Source organism: Paenibacillus sp. 1-8 (genome assembly GCF_056316205.1).
In genome coordinates, this window is record NZ_CM149995.1 from 1,030,266 (window position 1) to 1,048,271 (window position 18,006).

Below are 18,006 nucleotides of genomic sequence, written 5' to 3' on the forward strand. Positions count from 1 at the left end.
ATCTTAAAATTTCAATTTAAGGGTCATCTTCAGGAGGAACCGTATAACATCAAAGGAGTTATTTTATGCAAGATTCTGGAATATTTAAGTACAAGTATAAGCTAACGATAAAAGATATCATGTTGTTTAATTTTTGTTGGACGTATCAGAAGTCTACGGGACTCCGTTATTTAGCGACAATCCAATTCTTAATGCTTATCATGGCTATTTATAAGCTCATAACAGATGATTACTTTCACACTAATACAATAGCTATGTTTTTCTTTCCAATCTTGGTTTTTGTAGTGATTCCACTCTTTTTGATCAGGGGTGTGAGAGCTAATTACCTTAATCATCCGCAATGGCCTATTGAAAAAGAATATGAATTCTCAAAAGAAAGCCTCCATTTTACGTACTCTGCGGGGTACAACTGGGATGAAGTAAAGGGGGTCATTAATACGCTGACTGCCTTTTATATATTGTTGCCTAATCATAAGTTTGTATTGGTTCCCAAACGGATTTTTTCTAGTAGACTGGAGCGCCGACGATTCAAAGAACTGTTGAAAACCCAGATCGAATCTGAGAGATGGGATTATAATTTTATAGACAAAATGAGCAAATTAAATAGAAGCTGAGCATGTGGGGGGGATCCATATGCATCTTTCTGCCACTATTTCCCTGAATCATATGCAGTAATTCAGGACTTTACGCCACGTAGTGTGTGGCTGGAGCAGGAGCAGTTGGATGTGAAACATATTCGAGAGGTGATCAAGTCTTTCGGAACATCGGCGCTTATGGTCAAAGATTTCGTTAAATCACGGAAGCACGATTGGCTGGAGGCCTGCTATATTCCAGATGCGTCAGATGAGGAGCATGTGGAACGCGTGATTCGTCGTTTTGTTGAACTTCAAGGAACGGAAATGAATGGGGGAATCGTGTTAAGGGAGTTTGTACCCTTGGAATTTTTAACGAATCATCCGAAAAGTGGTATGCCTTTGTCCAAGGAATATCGTATTTTCTTTATGTTCGGGAAGCCAGTATTTATGGTCAATTATTGGGATGAAGCGGCGTATGAGGAAGTTCAGGCAGATCTGGAGGACTTTATAAAGATAGCAGGTCAGGTTCGGAGTCCATTTTTCACGATGGATATTGCTCGTACGCAAGCGGGACAATGGATCATTATAGAATTGGGAGACGGGCAGGTTTCGGGATTGCCGGAACACACAGACCTTGAAGCGTTTTATACAAGCTTGAAAAAAGCTGTGGTGAACCGCGGATTATGGTAAAAGGCGCAGGGCTTCCGTTGAATTGGAAGGCTGCGCCTTTTCGTTGCTTTAATTAAATTTACTGGGCTTCCCCGTTCAAATAACGATAAAAGGGAGCATCCACCCAGAAGTGGGAGCTTTCCACCTCTACGCCGGGCTTGATTTTACGTAAGCCATCGGCAATGGAGGAAGCCTTGTCCGTCAGCGAAAAGGACTTGGCGTAATAGCGTCCTGCGCTGACCCGGTTGCTCGCAATCTCCGAGTAGGCTGAGCCGGGGGAGGACAGGGAGTAATAGAGCGGCTGCCACCAGGACTTAGCGATCAGGCCGGCTTGGTCTTCGCTGTTCTTTTTGGCGTATTGGTTGATGATAGTGTCAAAACGGTTCTTCTGCCCGATCGTCGCAAATTCGAGGGCAAGGTCAAACTCCTTGGAGTAGGCGATATAGTTACCGTTGTTGGTTTGTACGGCTTTATAGTTTTCGGTCTGGACAGGCTTTCCCCATTCTTTCAAGTATACAAAAGCCGAAGTTTTCGGTTCCAACTGTACTTTGGCTTGAATACCCTCGCTGCGAAGCAGCCCAATCAGTTGGATCGCGTGCTTGAGATCGCTGTGTCCGTAAGTAAGGGACAGCTTCGGATCAAAATGGGCATCATAGCGGCTGTCCTTGATATTGTAGCCTGTGAATAGATTTTGCTGAAGTCCTGCGTCGAACAGGGCTTGCAGCTCTGGGGATTGGACAAGTATCTGTGTATCGTAGGCCTGATGGATTTTAGCAAAAATATCGTCATCCTGTACTTGACCGACGGTATTTTTGTATTCGCCGTGGAATGCCAGCACACGGCTTAGCACCTCGGCGGTGAATGACGCATCGGCCTGCTGGTCCGGCTGGAAGGAGGACAGCGCGCTTTGCGGCAGCAGTCCTGTATCTACAGCGACTGCCAGATCCTGCGAGGCCGCCAGACGGGTCTCAGCAGTTCCAGTCAATGTACGAATACCCGATTTAGTCAGCACAGCCTGCGCCTTATCCTCAGAGTATGTAGCAGCCAACTCAGTCAATCCAGCGGCTTTTACAGCTATACGGATCGCGTCGTTTTGTGTCAGGGGAGCAGACGGTTTTACGTCAGTGTTATCCAGAATACCTTCTGCATACAGTGCTGCCGCTTGGGCATACAACGGGTCATTTGAGTTTAAACCTGTAAAGGCGGTGTTTTTGTCCGCAGAAGCTGTACTTGAGCTGTTCAGGTTCAGCACGGTGGCAAGAGCGACGATATATTCCCCTTTTGTCGGGGTGGAGGATAGTTGAATGTTATAACGGTCCTTTAGATAGGTGAGCTGGTTGTCCGAATCAGTGATATTGCTTGAACTGGAGATGCTTACTTGCTGGACGACCGGGGCTGCCGCGGGTGCGGCATAGGAATCAATAGGACTGGAAAAGGCAGCAATGAGTAGGGCAGTGGATAGTGGGATGATTTTCCAAGGAGATAGTCTTAGGTTGGCAAAAGGTGCTGTCATGTGAATTTCCTCCTAATTTGGCTATACTATTTTTTTATTATTCCCAGCTAAAAACTTGTAATTTGATAGAACAATAGCTTATTCCTCTCAAACTGTCAATCCATTTTAAATAATTATAGTTATCCAAAGGCAAATGATTATTATTAAAGGCAGCTAAACTGCTAGTTTTCGTCTCTGCTCTAATACTGTGAAGGTAGCATAGGGCTGTATTTAGCCACATATCCATATGAACGTATCTGCGCGGTATCTACGGACTTGCAATTGGGGTACCAAATGATGGATGATAGAAGAGGGCCTTTTATGTAGAAAATAGGGCTAAAGATAGAGAGGATACCAATAATAAATAGATCGTATTTACCGTATTTTTGTATATTATTGTAGAAAAAGATCGTAATTCAGGTTATAGTAAAGGAAGAAATTAACTAGGATGCATTTTACTCAAATACGTAATTGTGGAGGTAACCATGAGTACATTTAAAAATTGGCTGAATACAACTAAAAAAGGACTTGGAGACCAAGTTAAAAAATTTAAGAATAAAGATTTTATGGATGCTGTTGTTGCAGGTTGTGCATTAGTAGCTTTTGCTGACGGTACTATTAGTCCGGAAGAGAAAGCGAAAATGGCCGGATACATAAATATCAGTGAAGAATTGAAAGTGTTTGATATGGGGGAGGTCATCAACCGTTTCAATCACTATGTAGCGAACTTTGAATTTTCGCCTGAAATCGGCAAACAGGAAGCACTCAAAGCTATTGGCAAATTGAAAGGCAAGCCTGAAGTGGGCCGACTCGTCGTTGGCGTATGTAGTGCCATTGGTGCTGCTGACGGTGACTTTGATGCCAATGAACAACGAATTGTCGCTGAAATTTGCGGCGCTTTGGGTTTGAATCCGTCTGAATTTAGTCTGTAAATTTTACGGAAGGGAGGTGTGTTAATCAGTGGCTGTAATTAATCTGGTCAAGGGCCAGAAAATTGATTTGACCAAAGGAAACGCAGGTCTAACCAAAGTTATTGCCGGATTGGGATGGGACCCGGTGCAGTCCAAAGGATTTTTTGGCATCAAGAAGCAACCGAATATTGATTGTGATGCTTCTGCCATTTTGCTGGACGCAAACGGGAAACTGACTCAGTCGGACAATGTAGTATGCTTCCATAATAAAAAAAGCCCATGCGGCTCAGTCGTTCATTCCGGTGATAATCTGACCGGACAAGGCGACGGTGATGATGAACAAATTGCGATTGACCTGGCACGTATTCCTGCCAATGTCGACAAAGTGCTTGTTGTTGTGAATATATATGATTGCGTAAACCGGAAACAGGATTTCGGCATGATCGAGAAAGCGTATATCCGCATTCTGGATGGTGCTAATTCCAAGGAACTGGTCACGTTTAATTTATCTGATAATTATGAAGGACTGACTGCGCTGGTTTGTGGAGAGCTCTATCGTCATAACGACGAATGGAAGTTTGCTGCCATCGGTGAGGGCACTCATGCCGTACATATTGATGTGCTGGCTCAGCGCTATATGTAATTTATTTTACGAATACAAAACTTAATTATGGAAAAGGGGTTCTTATCATGGCAATTAACTTATCCAAAGGTCAAAAGATTGATTTGACGAAAACTAATCCAGGCTTGTCCAAAATCACGGTTGGTTTGGGTTGGGATACGAACAAATACGACGGCGGTAAGGATTTTGACTTGGACGTATCCATATTTTTGGCTAATGCAGAGGGTAAAGTAGAATCGGATAAGAACTTCGTCTTTTTCAATAACCCACAAAATGAGAACGGCTCTGTTGTTCATACCGGTGATAACCGTACAGGTGATGGTGACGGAGATGACGAGCAAATTAAAATTGATTTGGGCAGCGTGCCAGCTAACGTTGAAAAGATCGCTTTTACGATTACAATCTATGAAGCACAAGAACGCAGCCAAAACTTTGGACAAGTGTCCCGTGCTTATGCTCGTATCGTGAACGAAGCAAACAATGAAGAATTGATTCGCTTTGATCTGGGAGAAGATTTCTCGATCGAAACAGGCGTTGTTGTAGGCGAACTGTATCGTCATAGTGGTGAGTGGAAGTTCAATGCCATTGGCAGTGGCTACCAGGATGGTCTTGCAGGGTTGACTCGCGATTACGGTTTGGCGTAACTGAAATCTATACAAAGAAAGCAGGTATGCAGTATGACCATTAGTCTTTCCAAAGGACAACGTATTGATCTGACTAAAACGAATCCCGGCTTGACCCGTGTTGTCGTAGGTCTTGGATGGGATACGAACAAATACAGCGGTGGCGCGGACTTTGACCTGGATGCTTCGGCTTTCCTGCTTTATGAAGATGGCAAAGCGAAAGCTGCTGATGATTTTGTATTTTACAACAATCCAACAGGCGGAGCAGAATCTGTGACCCATACAGGCGATAACCGCACAGGTGAGGGCGATGGGGATGACGAGCAAATCATCGTTGATTTCTCGAAGATTCCTGCGAACATCCACCGTATCGGGATCACGGTTACCATTTATGATTACGAGGCACGCGCGCAAAACTTTGGTCAAGTGTCCAATGCTTTCGTACGTGTGGTAGACGCAGCGACGGATCGTGAAGTGCTGCGCTACGATTTGGGAGAGGATTTCTCCACCGAAACGGCCGTGGTATTCTGTGAATTTTACCGTCAGAATGCGGACTGGAAATTCCAGGCGATCGGCAGTGGCTTTGCTGGTGGATTGGGTGCGCTTGCTAAAAACTATGGCTTGGACGCTCAATAATATCCACTTGGGGTGGTGTCCATAGGGCGCTACCCTTTCTTTTTAAGCCATTGAATGGGCGTACGCTGACACATGACAAACGGACAGAAAGGTGACACAATCATGGCTGTTATCGTAGTAAAGGGACAGAAGGCGGATTTGACCAAAACGAATCCGGGTCTGACCCATGTCAATGTAGGGATTGGCTGGGAGTCCCCAGCGTCTCTGGAACTGGATACTTCGGCATTTTTGCTGGGTCCTGGAGGAAAAGTATCAGGCGATGAGGATTTAATTTTTTATAACAATCCGACCACGCCCTTTATCACATATTCAGACGGACAACAGTCCGGTGACAAAAAGCAATTTGCCCTTGATCTGACGCGAATTCCGGCAAACATCGAGAAGATTGCGTTTACGTTGACGATTTATGATGCGGATCAGAAACGGCAAAATTTTGGACAGGTTCAAGGTGGATTCATTCGTTTTGCTCATCCGGTTAGCGGAGAGGTTTTGCGGTTTAATTTGGATAGCGGATTTACAGTGGAAACGGCCATTGTCATTGGTGAACTGTATCGTCATAACGGGGAATGGAAATTCAACGCGATTGGCGCAGGTTTTTCCGGTGGATTGGATGCGTTGTGCGTTAATTTTGGGATTGAAGTGGAAAATAATCCGGCTCCTCCGGCGCCAGTGCCTGCACCACCGTCTCCAACGCCTCAGCCAGCACCAACACCGCCGCCAGCACCTCCTGCTCCGAAGCCAGAGCCATCTGCAACACCGGTGAATCTGAATTTGCGCAAAATTGAGCTGAAGAAGAAGGGCGACACCATCAACCTGAAAAAAGGCTCGGGCGGATTGGGTGAAATCCTGATCAATCTGAACTGGAATCAGGTGCAGCAGAGCAAGGGCTTTTTCAGTCGTGGCTCCAAGGGTGTCGATCTGGATCTGGGCTGCTTGTATGAGATGAAGGACGGGGATAAAGGTGTTGTTCAGGCGCTAGGTGAAGCTTTCGGCTCGCTGACTCGCTTCCCGTACATTGCCTTGGACGGCGACGACCGTACTGGTTCTGTGAAAACAGGGGAAAATCTCCGCATCAACGGAGCTAAAATTTCTGAAATCAAGCGAATTTTGGTGTTTAGCTTCATTTATGAAGGCGTTACGAACTGGTCGCAGGCGGATGGGGTGGTCACGTTGTACCAGAAGGACGGACCGGATATTGTCGTTCACCTGAATGAACATGACAACCGCAAGGGGATGTGTGCGATTGCCATGCTCCAAAACGTGAACGATGAAACGTTCAGCATTGAAAGACTCGTGCAATTCTATGGCGGTCATCGTGAGTTGGATCGTGCACATAACTGGGGCATGCGATGGTCGCAGGGTAGCAAATAAAACTGAATTATCGGAGGCACTTTTTTCATGTTGAATGATTTATTTAAAAATATCAGCGAGAACTACGGCCATTTCTTTTCATGGAGTGATGTTGTAGCTACGCTTTCTGACCCGGTGAGTTGGGGGATTATTGGAACTCTCATTTTGCTGGAAGGTCTTTTGTCGGCGGATAACGCCTTGGTTCTCGCGGTTATGGTTAAGCATTTACCGAAGGAGCAACAGAAGAGAGCCTTATTTTACGGGATTTTGGGTGCGTATATATTCAGGTTCCTGGCCATCGGCTTGGGTACATTCCTGATTAAGTTCACGCTGATTAAGGTACTGGGTGCGGCCTATCTTCTCTATATTGCTTATAAGGGCTTATTCAAGTCCGAAGGTGAAGGAGAAGTGAAAAACAAACCTACTTCTTTCTGGAAAACGGTATTAATGGTCGAACTGATGGATATTGCCTTCAGTATTGATAGCGTCATTGCCGCTTTCGGTGTGAGCGAGAAGGTATGGGTTCTGTTCCTGGGTGGTATTCTCGGCGTTCTGATGATGCGCGGTGTTGCTCAAGTGTTCCTCAAGCTCATTGATAAATTTCCGGAACTGGAACAGACAGCCTTTATTATGATCGCCATTATCGGGGGTAAAATGCTGGCTGCTGCTTTTGGCTTTCATATGTCGCAGGTCTTGTTCTTCGGCATTTTGATTGCCGTCTTTGTAGGCACAATGGTTATTAGCTCGGCGAAAAGAAAGAAAAAGGCCGACGAAGAGGCTTAATGTACAAAGTATAGCGAAATCCCTCCTGAACTTAAGGGGGGATTTCTTTTATACCCGAGGCACAGGGCTTCAGTCAGGCAAGAAAGAGCAAGAGGAGGAGAAGGCCCTGAAATATTTTAATGATTTGACCTCTGAGGAAGTAGAAGCGATCTTTTGTACTCCACCGTTGGAGTTTCATAACCGTTCTCCCAAAAGTATATTGGCTTATGCGATAGGAGCAGCTTTGTATATGCCTGCTACCCGCTCGGAAGTAGCGGTAGAGATCAAAAATGGAAAACATGAAGGATTAACGACGGTCATTTTGGATTTGGAGGATGCTATAGGGGATCAGCAGGTCGGACAGGCGGAACAATCGCTGGCGCAGCAACTGCTTCAACTATTGTCCTATGTACGGACAGGCGCGATGAGTGAACAGAGTTTGCCGCTGCTGTTTGTACGTGTGCGCTCTGTGGAACAGCTGGAGCGGCTGCTGAACGGGTTAGGAGAATCCTTGACACTGCTGACCGGCTTTGTTTTGCCCAAGTTCTCTTCTGATAATGGACGAGCATATTTTGAACTCATTGCCGGATATAACCGGGGGAAGCGCACGGTTACGGAGGTCGAAGGGGAAAGCGAAGCTGTTGCTGGAGATGACATCAACACTAACGCTAAGGCTGAATGGAATATCCCTGTGTTGTACGGATTACCGATTCTTGAAAGCTCCAACATCATTTACCGGGAAACCCGCTGGAATGAGCTGCTGTCGATCAAAGAGATTTTGGACGAGTATCAGGAATATGTGCTGAATGTACGAATTGGGGCAACTGATTTTTCCAGCCTGTTTGGCTTGAGACGTAGCCCGGATATTACAATCTATGAAATTGCCGTCATTCGGGATTGCATCGCTGATATTATTAACCTGTTTGGACGCGTAGACTCGGATTATGTCATTTCCGGTCCAGTGTGGGAATATTTCTCCCATCGGGAACGTGTATTTAAGCCTCAATTAAGAGTATCACCCTTTGAGGATGCATTTGGTAAGCAGGGACGCAACCTGCGGATGGACTTCATTTCAGATGCGATGGACGGACTGATCCGAGAGGTCATGATGGACAAGGAAAATGGCATCATCGGCAAAACGATCATCCATCCTTCCCATATTAAGCCGGTACAGGCCATGTACGCAGTGACACATGAGGAGTATATGGATGCCCTCGCGATTGTGGAGCGTAATGACGGTAGTCTGGGTGTATTCAAAAGCACCTATGCCAACAAAATGAATGAAATTAAGCCGCATTTAAATTGGGCTCATCGTATTATAAACAGATCAAAAGTATACGGGGTGTTACATGAACAACAACATTTTGTCAGTCTCTTACCCAACCATGAAAACACATCTGCTGCCTATTCTGGAGCAGTTCAGCGTTAAAATTACGGAAACACATAATCCATTCCGCCTTCCTGTGGACAAGCTGTTTGCGATGGCGGCGCGGGTGAACAAGAAGCGTTCGTTTTTGTTTGTCAGCAAGGTGCTAGGCAAGCATATTCCGGTAAATCCATACACCTCTTTGTTGAGTGGAGCGGCACTTGCGATACTGCTGTACAAGGAGCTTGTCCCACAGGCAGGACAACAGATGGACGAGCTGATCGGAGAGGCCGTGAGAGGACTTCTAGACCCGGACTATGCGAAAGAGGCCTACCGAAAGCTGATGGATGAGCGTTTGGCTTTTTCTTTTTCGGAGCCGATCAAGTTTGTTGGTTTTGCCGAGACGGCTACAGCACTGGGACACAGCATGTATCGGTTGTTTGACGATGGTGCCTCGTATATCCATACGACGCGCGAGGATATTCCGGGCCTTCGGCCGGTCATTCGTTTTGAAGAAGAGCACTCGCACGCTGTTGATCATCGGTGCTATGCGCTGGATGAGAATGCATTTGCGGGAGACGGCCCCATTGTTCTGGTAGATGATGAAATTACGACGGGCAAAACGACCCTTAATATTATTCGGGATATTCAGGCACATTTTCCAAGAAAGCAATATGTGATTGCTTCGTTATTGGATTGGCGGACAGACAGCGATGAGCAGGCTTTTACCGATCTGGAGGCAGAGTTGGGCATTACGATTACGCCTTTAAGCTTGCTCAAAGGAAAGATTGAGGTACAAGGAGTGCCGATGCTGGATTACGCAGAATACGCTGGGCGAGCTGGGCACGCAGAACATGCTGCTACTAGCATAGCAGAGGATACGACAGACGCTTCTGGAATAATTGACCACTGTTTTGAAGAGGATGCGTCTGATTTTGAACGGGTAGTACACAGCTCGATTTCAACGGACGGATACGCCAATAAGGCTGCTTATTTGAAATATACAGGTCGTTTCGGCCTGCAATCCGCCGATAATACTGCGTTGGATGCGGAAATTACGCATACTGCGGAACGATTGAAGAAGCTTCGTTCAGGGCAGCGCACGCTGGTGATGGGTACGGGGGAATTTATGTACATTCCGATGCGGATTGCAGCGGAGCTAGGCCCGAATGTGTATTATCAGTCGACGACGCGCAGCCCGGTTTACCCCCATCGTGAGGAAGGATATGGCGTAGTTTGTGGTGTGCCTTATCCCTCACCTGATGATGGGACGATACGCAATTTTATTTATAATGTAGATCCTGGTCAGTATGACGAGATCTTTGTGTTGATCGAAAGGGAGTCGGTCGCGCAGCGAATGCAGCCCATGCTGGATGCTTTGACCCGTCTTGGCTGCGACCAAGTGCATGTCGTTTATTTTAACCGATTAACTGGGCAGGAGAGTAAAGGAGCACGGATATGAAGCAGACACTCATTAAGCAAATACAACAGAAGAACATTCATCCGCCCGAGCCGTTGGGGAGCTATCCTGCATCGGATGTTACTTTTTTATTGAAGGATTTGAGCCGCGTTACGTTGGAAAAAGGGACGGAGGATCGTGAAGAGGCGATTCAGTCGGGAGTCCATTATTCAGAAATGCTTCCGGTGGAATATGAGCCTACAGCGGAGTATATTGCGTTGTTTCACGAAACGCTTGCCCAATCGGCCGAAAAAGTCGCGTTAGCCGCAGCTTCTGTGGCTGAAATGATTGTGAGAAAAAGGGGCCTGAACACGGCAATTGTTTCGCTTGCCAGAGCAGGAACGCCCATTGGTATCCTGATCAAGCGGTATATTGACTGGAAGTACGGCGTTTCCCTGCCGCATTACAGCATTTCCATTATTCGCGGCAAAGGCATTGACCGGAATGCTATTTTGTATATTTTACAGCAGCATGGGCTGGAAATTGAACTCCAGTTTGTCGATGGCTGGACGGGAAAAGGGGCGATTCGGCAGGTGCTGATCGAGGCCTGCCGTGAGATGAATGCGGATTACGGGTTGCGCCTAAATGATGATCTGGCGGTGCTGGCCGATCCGGGTAGCTGCTCGGATACCTTCGGTACACGGGAAGATTATTTGATCCCGAGCGCTTGTCTGAATTCGACCGTATCTGGTTTGATGAGCCGGACGGTATTGCGCGACGATCTGATAGGTCCGGACGATTTTCATGGGGCCAAATTTTATGAATCCTGGCGGTCGGTGGATCAGTCCAATACGTTTGTGGATACGGTTTCCGGTTACTTTCAAGACGTGGCTGAAGCTGCCGTTGCGTATGCTCAACAGATGACATTGAATCCACCTGCGGTGACGTGGCAGGGCTTACGGGATATCGAGGCGATTCAAAAGGCTTTTGGTATTCAGGATATCAATCTGGTCAAGCCCGGTGTGGGGGAGACGACCCGTGTGCTGCTGCGCAGGGTACCGTGGAAAATCCTGATTGATCGTGAGGATAATCCGAATCTTCGGCATATCGTGCTGCTGGCAAAGGACCGGGGAGTGCCTGTCGAGGTATTTAAAGGGCTGACCTATTCCTGCTGCGGGATCATCAAGCCGCTCAAGGGAGGACAAGAATGATCTACGCAAGTGACCTGGACCAGACGCTAATTTACTCCAAACGTTCGCTTGGCGTGCCGCTGGAGTCCCCTGGGCTGCTGCCTGCGGAACACATTGAAGGGGCAACGGCGGCGTTTATTTCAACACAAGCCCTCCAACTGCTAAAGACGCTGCCAAAAGACGTGATGTTTATGCCTGTGACGACCCGCACGATGGCACAGTATAGACGAATCACGGTGTTTCAAACGGAGCTGGTTCCGACGTACGCCGTGACCAGTAATGGCGGTAACATCATCGTCAGAGGCGAGGTGGATCGGGAGTGGAATCGGAGTATCCACGAACAAGTACGCCGAGATGGTGCCAATGCGGAAGAAGCACGTCAGGTGTTCGGACAGGTGCTGCATGAAGACTGGGTTAGGAGTGAGCGTTTCTGCGATGAGCTATTTTATGCTTTCATGATTGAACGGGATCGGATGCCGCTGGAGCAGGTGCTGGAGAAGGCGCGAATCATGCGTGAAATGGGCTGGGAGGTATCCATTCAGGGGCGCAAGGTGTATCTGGTGCCTGCGGCTGTAAATAAACAGGCAGCCGTGGAGCATATCCGTAACCTCACGGATGGAGGGCCTGTTGTAGCGTCCGGCGACTCTTTGCTGGACCGTTGTCTGCTGGACTATGCCGACCATGCGATTGCTCCGCGTCATGGCGAGCTGTACCGGGAACAGCTGCGGGATAAGCTGGAGGTCAATTACCGTTTTACGGAAGTGTCGGGGGCTTATGCAGCGGACGAAATCATGGCGTATGTTCATGAAATACATCGGAGTGTGTTTGCAGCTCGAACTTCATTTTCAGAATAGATAGGGGACGTGGCTCTGTGAAGAAGGTCAAGGTATATTTTAACCGCTGGTTTTCGGTGGCGTATCATTATATGAATGCTATTCGTAACAATGAGGACGGTATTCCGTTCGAGATCTATGCGACGCACTCGGACCCGCAGCATATGGCATTACAGGCCAGTGATGTAGCTGAAGTAGAGCCGCGCACAAGTGGTGTGGAGTACGCACAATTTTGCGCTGATTTTTGTAAGCGTCACGGAATTGATGTCTTTATTCCACGGTGGAATATGCTCGATATTAGCAAGAATCTTCATCTATTCGACGAAATTGGGACGAAGGTCATCGTATGCCGGGATACCGAACTGTTGGAGCAGTTGATGGAAAAGGATTTATTTTACGAATCCATTCGCCAAAAGGACATCGTCACGATTCCCGATTATGCCATTGCCAGTAATGCAGAGCAGTTTAAACAGGCTTATGAGACGTTAACGGCACGCGAGCATAAGGTATGCTTCAAGCCATGTAATGCAGAGGGCGGAATGGGTTTTCGCATCATCGACAATGAACGTAATCCGCTGGAGGAGCTGTTCGGCCATGCGCTAAACCATATCTCGTTCGAGGAGGCACATCGTGTATTGTCATCCACAGAGTCGTTCCCCAACCTGATGGTGATGGAGCTGCTGGAGGGCTATGAATACAGTATTGATTGCCTGGCTGACCGAAACGGAAAGCTGCTGGCAGCAGTTCCGCGCAGGAAGGCGGGAGGGCGATTACGGTTGCTGGAGCACCATACCGAGCTGCTGGATGTGGCGCATAAGGTCGCTGATGCGTATCACATTCCGTACAATTATAACATTCAGGTAAAATATAACGGCGAGCGTCCCAAGCTGCTGGAGATCAATCCGCGGATGTCCGGGGGGCTGCATGTATCATGCTTGTCCGGCATCAATTTTCCTTATTTGGCGGTGAAATCGGCTTTGGGTCACGAGGTCGGTCCGCTTCATCCGCAATACGACATTTTAGCCAGTCATATCGAGCAGCCAATCACCATACGTAAATCCTTACATTGACACATGTAGAGTATATTTTCTACAATATGGTAAGGGTTTACGTCAGGAGGTACAAGCTATGACGTCAAAAATGTGGGGAACCACGATTGCCGTGGCCAGCTATCTGATTGCGCTTTTGCTGAGCTTTTGGTTGCCATTTTTTGTGTGTTTGGCGATTCCGATCATTGGTTTAGGGGGATACAACGTCGTTATGGCTATCCGCCATCCCCGACCCAATCTGACGGGTTCTGTTATACCGGTAGAGCAGGAGCAAGCTGCTGAAACACAGAAGATTGAAAAGAAAGCCTCGGAACCATCGAAGCCTATGACTGGAAGACCACGCTTACCAGACCAGGTGAGCAGCGAATTTGCTCAGGTTATGGAGTATCTGGAGGTATTGGAGGATATGGTAATCTCCGAGGGGCAAAAGGATGCGCTCGATAACGAGATCGTCGAGAAGGCATTGGCTCTGTTCGCACGTTTACAGCGGGTGATTCCGCTTTTGCATGAATTAAATAACAGCGAAGTAAACCACACCGTTCGGAGGCTAATTTTGAAGGACCTGAACGGACTGATTAATCCGTTTCTCCGGCTCAGCGGTGATGCCAAGCGAACCAACCGGAGAACGTTATTAAACGGCTTGCGGGATGTGGATAGCAAAATATCCGTGATTGTATCCACGGTGGAGCACAAGGATCTGATGGAATTACAAAGCAAAGCCGAGCTGATTCACCAGCGGTACAGCAGTTCCGAATTGTAGGCTATTTTTTGGGAAAATTGATAAAAATGACGGCATAGCTGCTCTGAATAACAACGATTAGCCGTTGGATTTTAAAATTAAAAAAAGCAGCATAGCTGCCCTAAACAATAACTATTAGCCTTTGGATAACAGTTATTGTTTAGGATAGGAGGTAGCGTTATGGCGACCCCATGGGCTGAATTGAAAAAAGAAGACGAACAAAAGGTGACCGAGGAGGCTTCACAACTCATTCAGAAGGTGTCACAGAGCGATGTCATGAGCCTGGATACCTTAATGGACGACATCGGGAAGCTGGGGGTAAAAACGCAGGAGCGTGCGGGACAGACTCTTAAAATGCTGGATCGTCCGGTGAACGATCTCATGTCCGGCGACCGGGCCGAGGTATCGAACATGATCTTAAAGCTGCGGGACGAATGTGAAACGCTCCAGCAGAGCAAAAATGTGAGCCTTTTCGGCAAGCTTCTACGGAAAAGCCCGCTGAAGAATTACATTTACAAATATCAGTCGGTCAAAACGAACATTGAGCAAATCATTACAGCCTTGAGAGACGGTAAGGACAATCTGGAAGAAAACATCGTCGGTATGAGACAGTTGAAAAAGGCTTCCATTGAGGAAATCTACAATTTGCAGACGAAGATCGCCTTTGGCAATCGGTTGAAGGAGCTGTTCGAGACTGAGATTGCCAAGCCGGAGAATGAAACGCGGAAGCCTCATCTGGAACGGGGACTGCGCAAGGTGGTTACTCGCACGCAGTCGATGACCGAAATGATTTTGCTCTACAATCAGGCGATTGCGGCCACGGATATTATTAATGATAATAATGATAAACTGATTGATTCCGTAAATAATGCCATTGATAAAACATCGAATCTGATCACTGTATCGGCTATGATTGCGATGGCGCTGGCGGATCAGGACAAAATCATTTCAGCCGTGGATGCCACGAATCGTACGATTGAGAATCAATTCAAGGAAAATGCCAAGCTTCTCAAAACGACGACCGAGAGAACGACGGATCTACTTAGCAAGCCTTCAATGTCACTGGAAGCTGTGAATCAGGCGATTGGGGATTTGGTATCTGCTTTGGATCTGTCCGAAAAATCCAACCGTCAAATTATTGAAAGCTGTCATGATTATACGAGCAAAATGACGGCAATCAACGCCAACCTCAGCCAACGTTTGGGGATAGAAGGGAAGGAACAGCCCAAGAGTTTGAAGGATAACGATTCTTCCGAAAGACCAAGCTCGTTTCTGAACTAACTTTTGAGCACAGCTTATATCGAATGACGCCGAAAGGCGTCTTTTTTGGTTTGGGGGCAGCAAATAAAGGACATGATGATCATACATAGCAATCTCGTGCATAAACTCTTAAAAAGTGAAATAACAAAGGAGAGAACGAGTGTATGATGTCCTTTATTATGGGGTGTGTGATTGTCTATCTGCTTGTAGCTGCCAGTAGCGAAAAAGCCGATTCTATCGTGGAATTAAATGATTCTGTGAAATAAAATTTTTTATTGAAAATCATGCATTTTCTGATAGGATAGAGTTAAATATTGGAATCCCAAAGGAGAATGCATGCTGGAATTTTCATTTGAAATCATCGACGAATCGAAAATCAACATTGTGTATCAGTATGGAAGCAGCAGTTTTAATTTCAATTTATTTTTTAATTATGGTGTGTGGACGCTGCATCCCTTTGACGGGATTCTGTTGCAGAACAAGGAAATGTGCCGTCTGATCGTGGCGGACCTGTTTAAGAACAAGGATTTTCATGTCATGCTGGTACGGGAAAATATTTTGTTGTCAGCCTTGCGCACCTCTATTGATCTCAATCCTGAAACCCGGAGAGAGCGATTTCAAGAGCAGGAGCCAGATGAGCTGTCTGAATTTGCCGAGGCACACAGCTTTGAAGATGTGCTGCATATGGAGCAGGATTCCATCCGCAAGCGTATCGAATTTTTCCAGAACATCATTCAAAAAATGTATATGGAAGGATTCGGCCCGGAAGACAGCGACTTTAACAAGGTACAAGCTATGATCCGAATTTACAAAGATGCGTATGACCAACTCGGAGATTTGAGCGACTTTCCCCTGAGAGGCGACGAACGCCGCAGATGGTAGACTTAAGGAAAACAAAAAGAGAGTCCCGCGAATAAACTCCGCGGAGCTCTCTTTTCCTGTGTTATCTATCTTGTCAACATAACACGATGGGCACTGTCTGTTTAGTCATCACTACCCAAAAGATACTGATATTTTTCGGATTCATTGCGAATATCGGCGGCAAGCTCTTCATATTGGGTTGAAAGAACGATAGTACGGATACGTTGCGCTTCCGGATCTTTTGGCTCCAGGAACCCTTCTTCAATCCACTTTTTAATCTTTTCTCTTACCGTCCGTTCACCAGCGTCCAATAGCCTACAAATCTCAGTTATTGAGGCGGCATTTTGCTTGAATACCAATTGACGGAATAGTGTACGTTGCTGTATGTCCAGTTTACGGATCAGTTCAGGTTCTACCCTGAGCATCTCGCTATTTTTTTGTCGAACGATCTCTGCTGCTTCTGAGTATACTTCGGCCAATCCACTCAAAAAGTACTCCAACCAAACAGTTATATCTGCATCATTTCGACCAAAATAATAGTTATGGGAAAGCTTCATCTGCAAAGCACGGTAATAATCATTTAGGTTTCGATCGTAGAAATTTTCCAAAACGAACAATCCTTTCAGACCATAACCCCCTCTACGCAAAATGTACGTAGCGATCATACGAGCGGTTCGTCCGTTGCCATCCATGTACGGATGAATAGTTAGAAACTGCCACATGGCTGTTCCTGCTTGAATTGGAGCAGCTAAATTCACATTATGCGGCGAATTAACCCATGCAATCAAGTCTTCCATCAGAACGGGAACATCTTGAGACTCCGGCGGGAGATAAAAACCTGCTTGATTGCGGTCGCCAACTTTATTTTGTTCATTACGGTATTCGCTCAGTCTAGGTCTGCGTCCATGTACTACTTTGATGATAGCATGTAGTTTTTTAATCCATTCTTCGGTGATGGGCAGTTCACGCTGCTCCGACTCATCTAGAAATTTAATGGCCTTCATCAAGTTATAAACCTCTTGCTCTTCGTCGTTTTTACTGGATTTATAAAGAACCTTCCGCTTTGCTTCATTGTCCAGTGTGTTACCTTCCATTTTGGTTGAAAGTAGTACAGTCACCTCTTGCGCTTCTTTTTTTAATTCCTCAAGAATCGTTGCCGGAAGCGGAAGCTGCTCTGCAACTACGCTGGAGCGTTCTATTTTCAGTAAATCATTAATCATCGACGACGTAATGGTATATCTCGGTTTAAACATTATAAAACCTCCTCCTCACTGAATTATAAAACATTTGCCGCTAAATTACCGCAAATCAATATATTTATGTAACTGTCCCTTAACGATTTCAGGAAAAGTCAAAAAGAGAGTTCCGCGAATAAACTCCACGGAATTCTTTTTTTGTACCTGAGCTACAAAGTAAGGTAGCCAAGTGATTTAAATTTAGCCTACCCCTTTTTCCACCTTACCCACCACTAAAACGTATAGAAGCATTACGGCGGTTGCGAGCGGAGCGGGCAGAATTGTTCTGAAGAAGCGAAGCGTTCGCTTTTGTCCCGGATTTTAACCTTTACAGGTTGTATAAAATAATAAAAATCCGAGGGCGGTGGCGATCGGAAGAACAATCTGCACGCGCAGCGCCTACCAACCGCAAGAAAGCTTCTCATACGTTTAGG

Annotated in this window: 18 protein-coding genes; 16 read left to right on the forward strand and 2 right to left on the reverse strand. The window is 46.4% G+C overall.

Translation table 11 applies throughout. From position 1 onward, the window contains the following. Positions 1–65: 65 nt before the first annotated feature. Positions 66–614, forward strand: coding sequence for a YcxB family protein (locus tag AC0WRU_RS04775; protein ID WP_476127439.1), 549 nt, complete (start codon positions 66–68; stop codon positions 612–614). Between the two features lie 111 nt (positions 615–725). Further along, positions 726–1,265 (forward strand): ATP-grasp domain-containing protein, encoded by a 540-nt coding sequence (locus tag AC0WRU_RS04780; protein WP_476127440.1) that lies wholly within the window; start codon positions 726–728, stop codon positions 1,263–1,265. Between the two features lie 58 nt (positions 1,266–1,323). On the opposite strand, the gene AC0WRU_RS04785 is transcribed toward AC0WRU_RS04780, so the two are convergent. Continuing rightward, positions 1,324–2,757: a hypothetical protein gene (locus tag AC0WRU_RS04785; RefSeq protein WP_476127441.1), complete on the reverse strand. Its 1,434-nt coding sequence runs from the start codon at positions 2,755–2,757 to the stop codon at positions 1,324–1,326. A gap of 464 nt (positions 2,758–3,221) precedes the next feature. On the opposite strand from AC0WRU_RS04785, the gene AC0WRU_RS04790 reads away from it, so the two are divergent. The 14 genes from AC0WRU_RS04790 to AC0WRU_RS04855 all read left to right on the forward strand — a co-directional run bounded on the left by AC0WRU_RS04790 (position 3,222) and on the right by AC0WRU_RS04855 (position 16,358). Next, positions 3,222–3,668: a tellurite resistance TerB family protein gene (locus AC0WRU_RS04790; protein ID WP_476127442.1), complete on the forward strand. Its 447-nt coding sequence runs from the start codon at positions 3,222–3,224 to the stop codon at positions 3,666–3,668. Between the two features lie 28 nt (positions 3,669–3,696). Continuing rightward, on the forward strand, positions 3,697–4,290 hold the full coding sequence (locus AC0WRU_RS04795; protein WP_025684513.1) for a TerD family protein: 594 nt from the start codon (positions 3,697–3,699) through the stop codon (positions 4,288–4,290). 47 nt (positions 4,291–4,337) lie between these two features. After that, entirely contained in the window at positions 4,338–4,913 is a 576-nt protein-coding gene (locus AC0WRU_RS04800) for a TerD family protein (protein ID WP_134911025.1), read from the forward strand. A 33-nt stretch (positions 4,914–4,946) separates the two neighbouring features. Beyond that, complete coding sequence (locus AC0WRU_RS04805) at positions 4,947–5,528, forward strand: TerD family protein (RefSeq protein WP_476127443.1); 582 nt, start codon at positions 4,947–4,949, stop codon at positions 5,526–5,528. Positions 5,529–5,630: 102 nt separating this feature from the next. Next, entirely contained in the window at positions 5,631–6,899 is a 1,269-nt protein-coding gene (locus tag AC0WRU_RS04810; protein ID WP_476127444.1) for a TerD family protein, read from the forward strand. Positions 6,900–6,926: 27 nt separating this feature from the next. Then, positions 6,927–7,661, forward strand: a complete 735-nt coding sequence (locus tag AC0WRU_RS04815) for a TerC family protein (protein ID WP_025684509.1) — start codon at positions 6,927–6,929, stop codon at positions 7,659–7,661. Positions 7,662–7,827: 166 nt separating this feature from the next. Next, positions 7,828–9,069 carry an HpcH/HpaI aldolase/citrate lyase family protein gene (locus AC0WRU_RS04820; protein WP_476128574.1) on the forward strand — a complete coding sequence of 414 codons (1,242 nt, stop codon included), beginning with the start codon at positions 7,828–7,830 and terminating at the stop codon, positions 9,067–9,069. A gap of 52 nt (positions 9,070–9,121) precedes the next feature. Continuing rightward, a complete protein-coding gene (locus AC0WRU_RS04825) occupies positions 9,122–10,468 on the forward strand; it encodes a phosphoribosyltransferase family protein (protein ID WP_476128575.1) in 1,347 nt (448 codons plus the stop codon). Next, positions 10,465–11,616: a cysteine protease StiP family protein gene (locus AC0WRU_RS04830; RefSeq protein WP_476127445.1), complete on the forward strand. Its 1,152-nt coding sequence runs from the start codon at positions 10,465–10,467 to the stop codon at positions 11,614–11,616. Before AC0WRU_RS04825 ends, AC0WRU_RS04830 begins: the two co-directional genes overlap by 4 nt. Continuing rightward, positions 11,613–12,449 carry an HAD family hydrolase gene (locus tag AC0WRU_RS04835; RefSeq protein WP_476127446.1) on the forward strand — a complete coding sequence of 279 codons (837 nt, stop codon included), beginning with the start codon at positions 11,613–11,615 and terminating at the stop codon, positions 12,447–12,449. The genes AC0WRU_RS04830 and AC0WRU_RS04835 overlap by 4 nt, the downstream gene beginning before the upstream one ends. Positions 12,450–12,466: 17 nt before the next feature. Continuing rightward, complete coding sequence (locus AC0WRU_RS04840) at positions 12,467–13,498, forward strand: ATP-grasp domain-containing protein (protein ID WP_476127447.1); 1,032 nt, start codon at positions 12,467–12,469, stop codon at positions 13,496–13,498. Between the two features lie 58 nt (positions 13,499–13,556). Next, complete coding sequence (locus tag AC0WRU_RS04845) at positions 13,557–14,237, forward strand: hypothetical protein (RefSeq protein ID WP_476127448.1); 681 nt, start codon at positions 13,557–13,559, stop codon at positions 14,235–14,237. Between the two features lie 159 nt (positions 14,238–14,396). Next, complete coding sequence (locus AC0WRU_RS04850) at positions 14,397–15,497, forward strand: toxic anion resistance protein (protein WP_476127449.1); 1,101 nt, start codon at positions 14,397–14,399, stop codon at positions 15,495–15,497. Between the two features lie 315 nt (positions 15,498–15,812). Further along, the gene (locus AC0WRU_RS04855; protein WP_476127450.1) at positions 15,813–16,358 is read left to right on the forward strand and encodes a hypothetical protein; all 546 of its coding nucleotides are present in this window, start codon (positions 15,813–15,815) and stop codon (positions 16,356–16,358) included. A 101-nt stretch (positions 16,359–16,459) separates the two neighbouring features. Here AC0WRU_RS04855 and AC0WRU_RS04860 read toward each other — a convergent pair whose 3' ends face one another. Further along, a complete protein-coding gene (locus tag AC0WRU_RS04860; RefSeq protein WP_476127451.1) occupies positions 16,460–17,590 on the reverse strand; it encodes a Fic family protein in 1,131 nt (376 codons plus the stop codon). Between the last annotated feature and the right edge of the window lie 416 nt (positions 17,591–18,006).

Excerpts from the sequence above, each read along its gene's own strand:
- AC0WRU_RS04775 (WP_476127439.1), top strand. The coding sequence starts at position 66 with ATGCAAGATTCTGGAATATTTAAGTACAAGTATAAGCTAACGATAAAA.
- AC0WRU_RS04785 (WP_476127441.1), bottom strand. The coding sequence starts at position 2,757 with ATGACAGCACCTTTTGCCAACCTAAGACTATCTCCTTGGAAAATCATC.
- AC0WRU_RS04790 (WP_476127442.1), top strand. The coding sequence starts at position 3,222 with ATGAGTACATTTAAAAATTGGCTGAATACAACTAAAAAAGGACTTGGA.
- AC0WRU_RS04800 (WP_134911025.1), top strand. The coding sequence starts at position 4,338 with ATGGCAATTAACTTATCCAAAGGTCAAAAGATTGATTTGACGAAAACT.
- AC0WRU_RS04805 (WP_476127443.1), top strand. The coding sequence starts at position 4,947 with ATGACCATTAGTCTTTCCAAAGGACAACGTATTGATCTGACTAAAACG.
- AC0WRU_RS04810 (WP_476127444.1), top strand. The coding sequence starts at position 5,631 with ATGGCTGTTATCGTAGTAAAGGGACAGAAGGCGGATTTGACCAAAACG.
- AC0WRU_RS04815 (WP_025684509.1), top strand. The coding sequence starts at position 6,927 with ATGTTGAATGATTTATTTAAAAATATCAGCGAGAACTACGGCCATTTC.
- AC0WRU_RS04825 (WP_476128575.1), top strand. The coding sequence starts at position 9,122 with ATGGCGGCGCGGGTGAACAAGAAGCGTTCGTTTTTGTTTGTCAGCAAG.
- AC0WRU_RS04830 (WP_476127445.1), top strand. The coding sequence starts at position 10,465 with ATGAAGCAGACACTCATTAAGCAAATACAACAGAAGAACATTCATCCG.
- AC0WRU_RS04835 (WP_476127446.1), top strand. The coding sequence starts at position 11,613 with ATGATCTACGCAAGTGACCTGGACCAGACGCTAATTTACTCCAAACGT.
- AC0WRU_RS04845 (WP_476127448.1), top strand. The coding sequence starts at position 13,557 with ATGACGTCAAAAATGTGGGGAACCACGATTGCCGTGGCCAGCTATCTG.
- AC0WRU_RS04850 (WP_476127449.1), top strand. The coding sequence starts at position 14,397 with ATGGCGACCCCATGGGCTGAATTGAAAAAAGAAGACGAACAAAAGGTG.
- AC0WRU_RS04855 (WP_476127450.1), top strand. The coding sequence starts at position 15,813 with ATGCTGGAATTTTCATTTGAAATCATCGACGAATCGAAAATCAACATT.
- AC0WRU_RS04860 (WP_476127451.1), bottom strand. The coding sequence starts at position 17,590 with ATGTTTAAACCGAGATATACCATTACGTCGTCGATGATTAATGATTTA.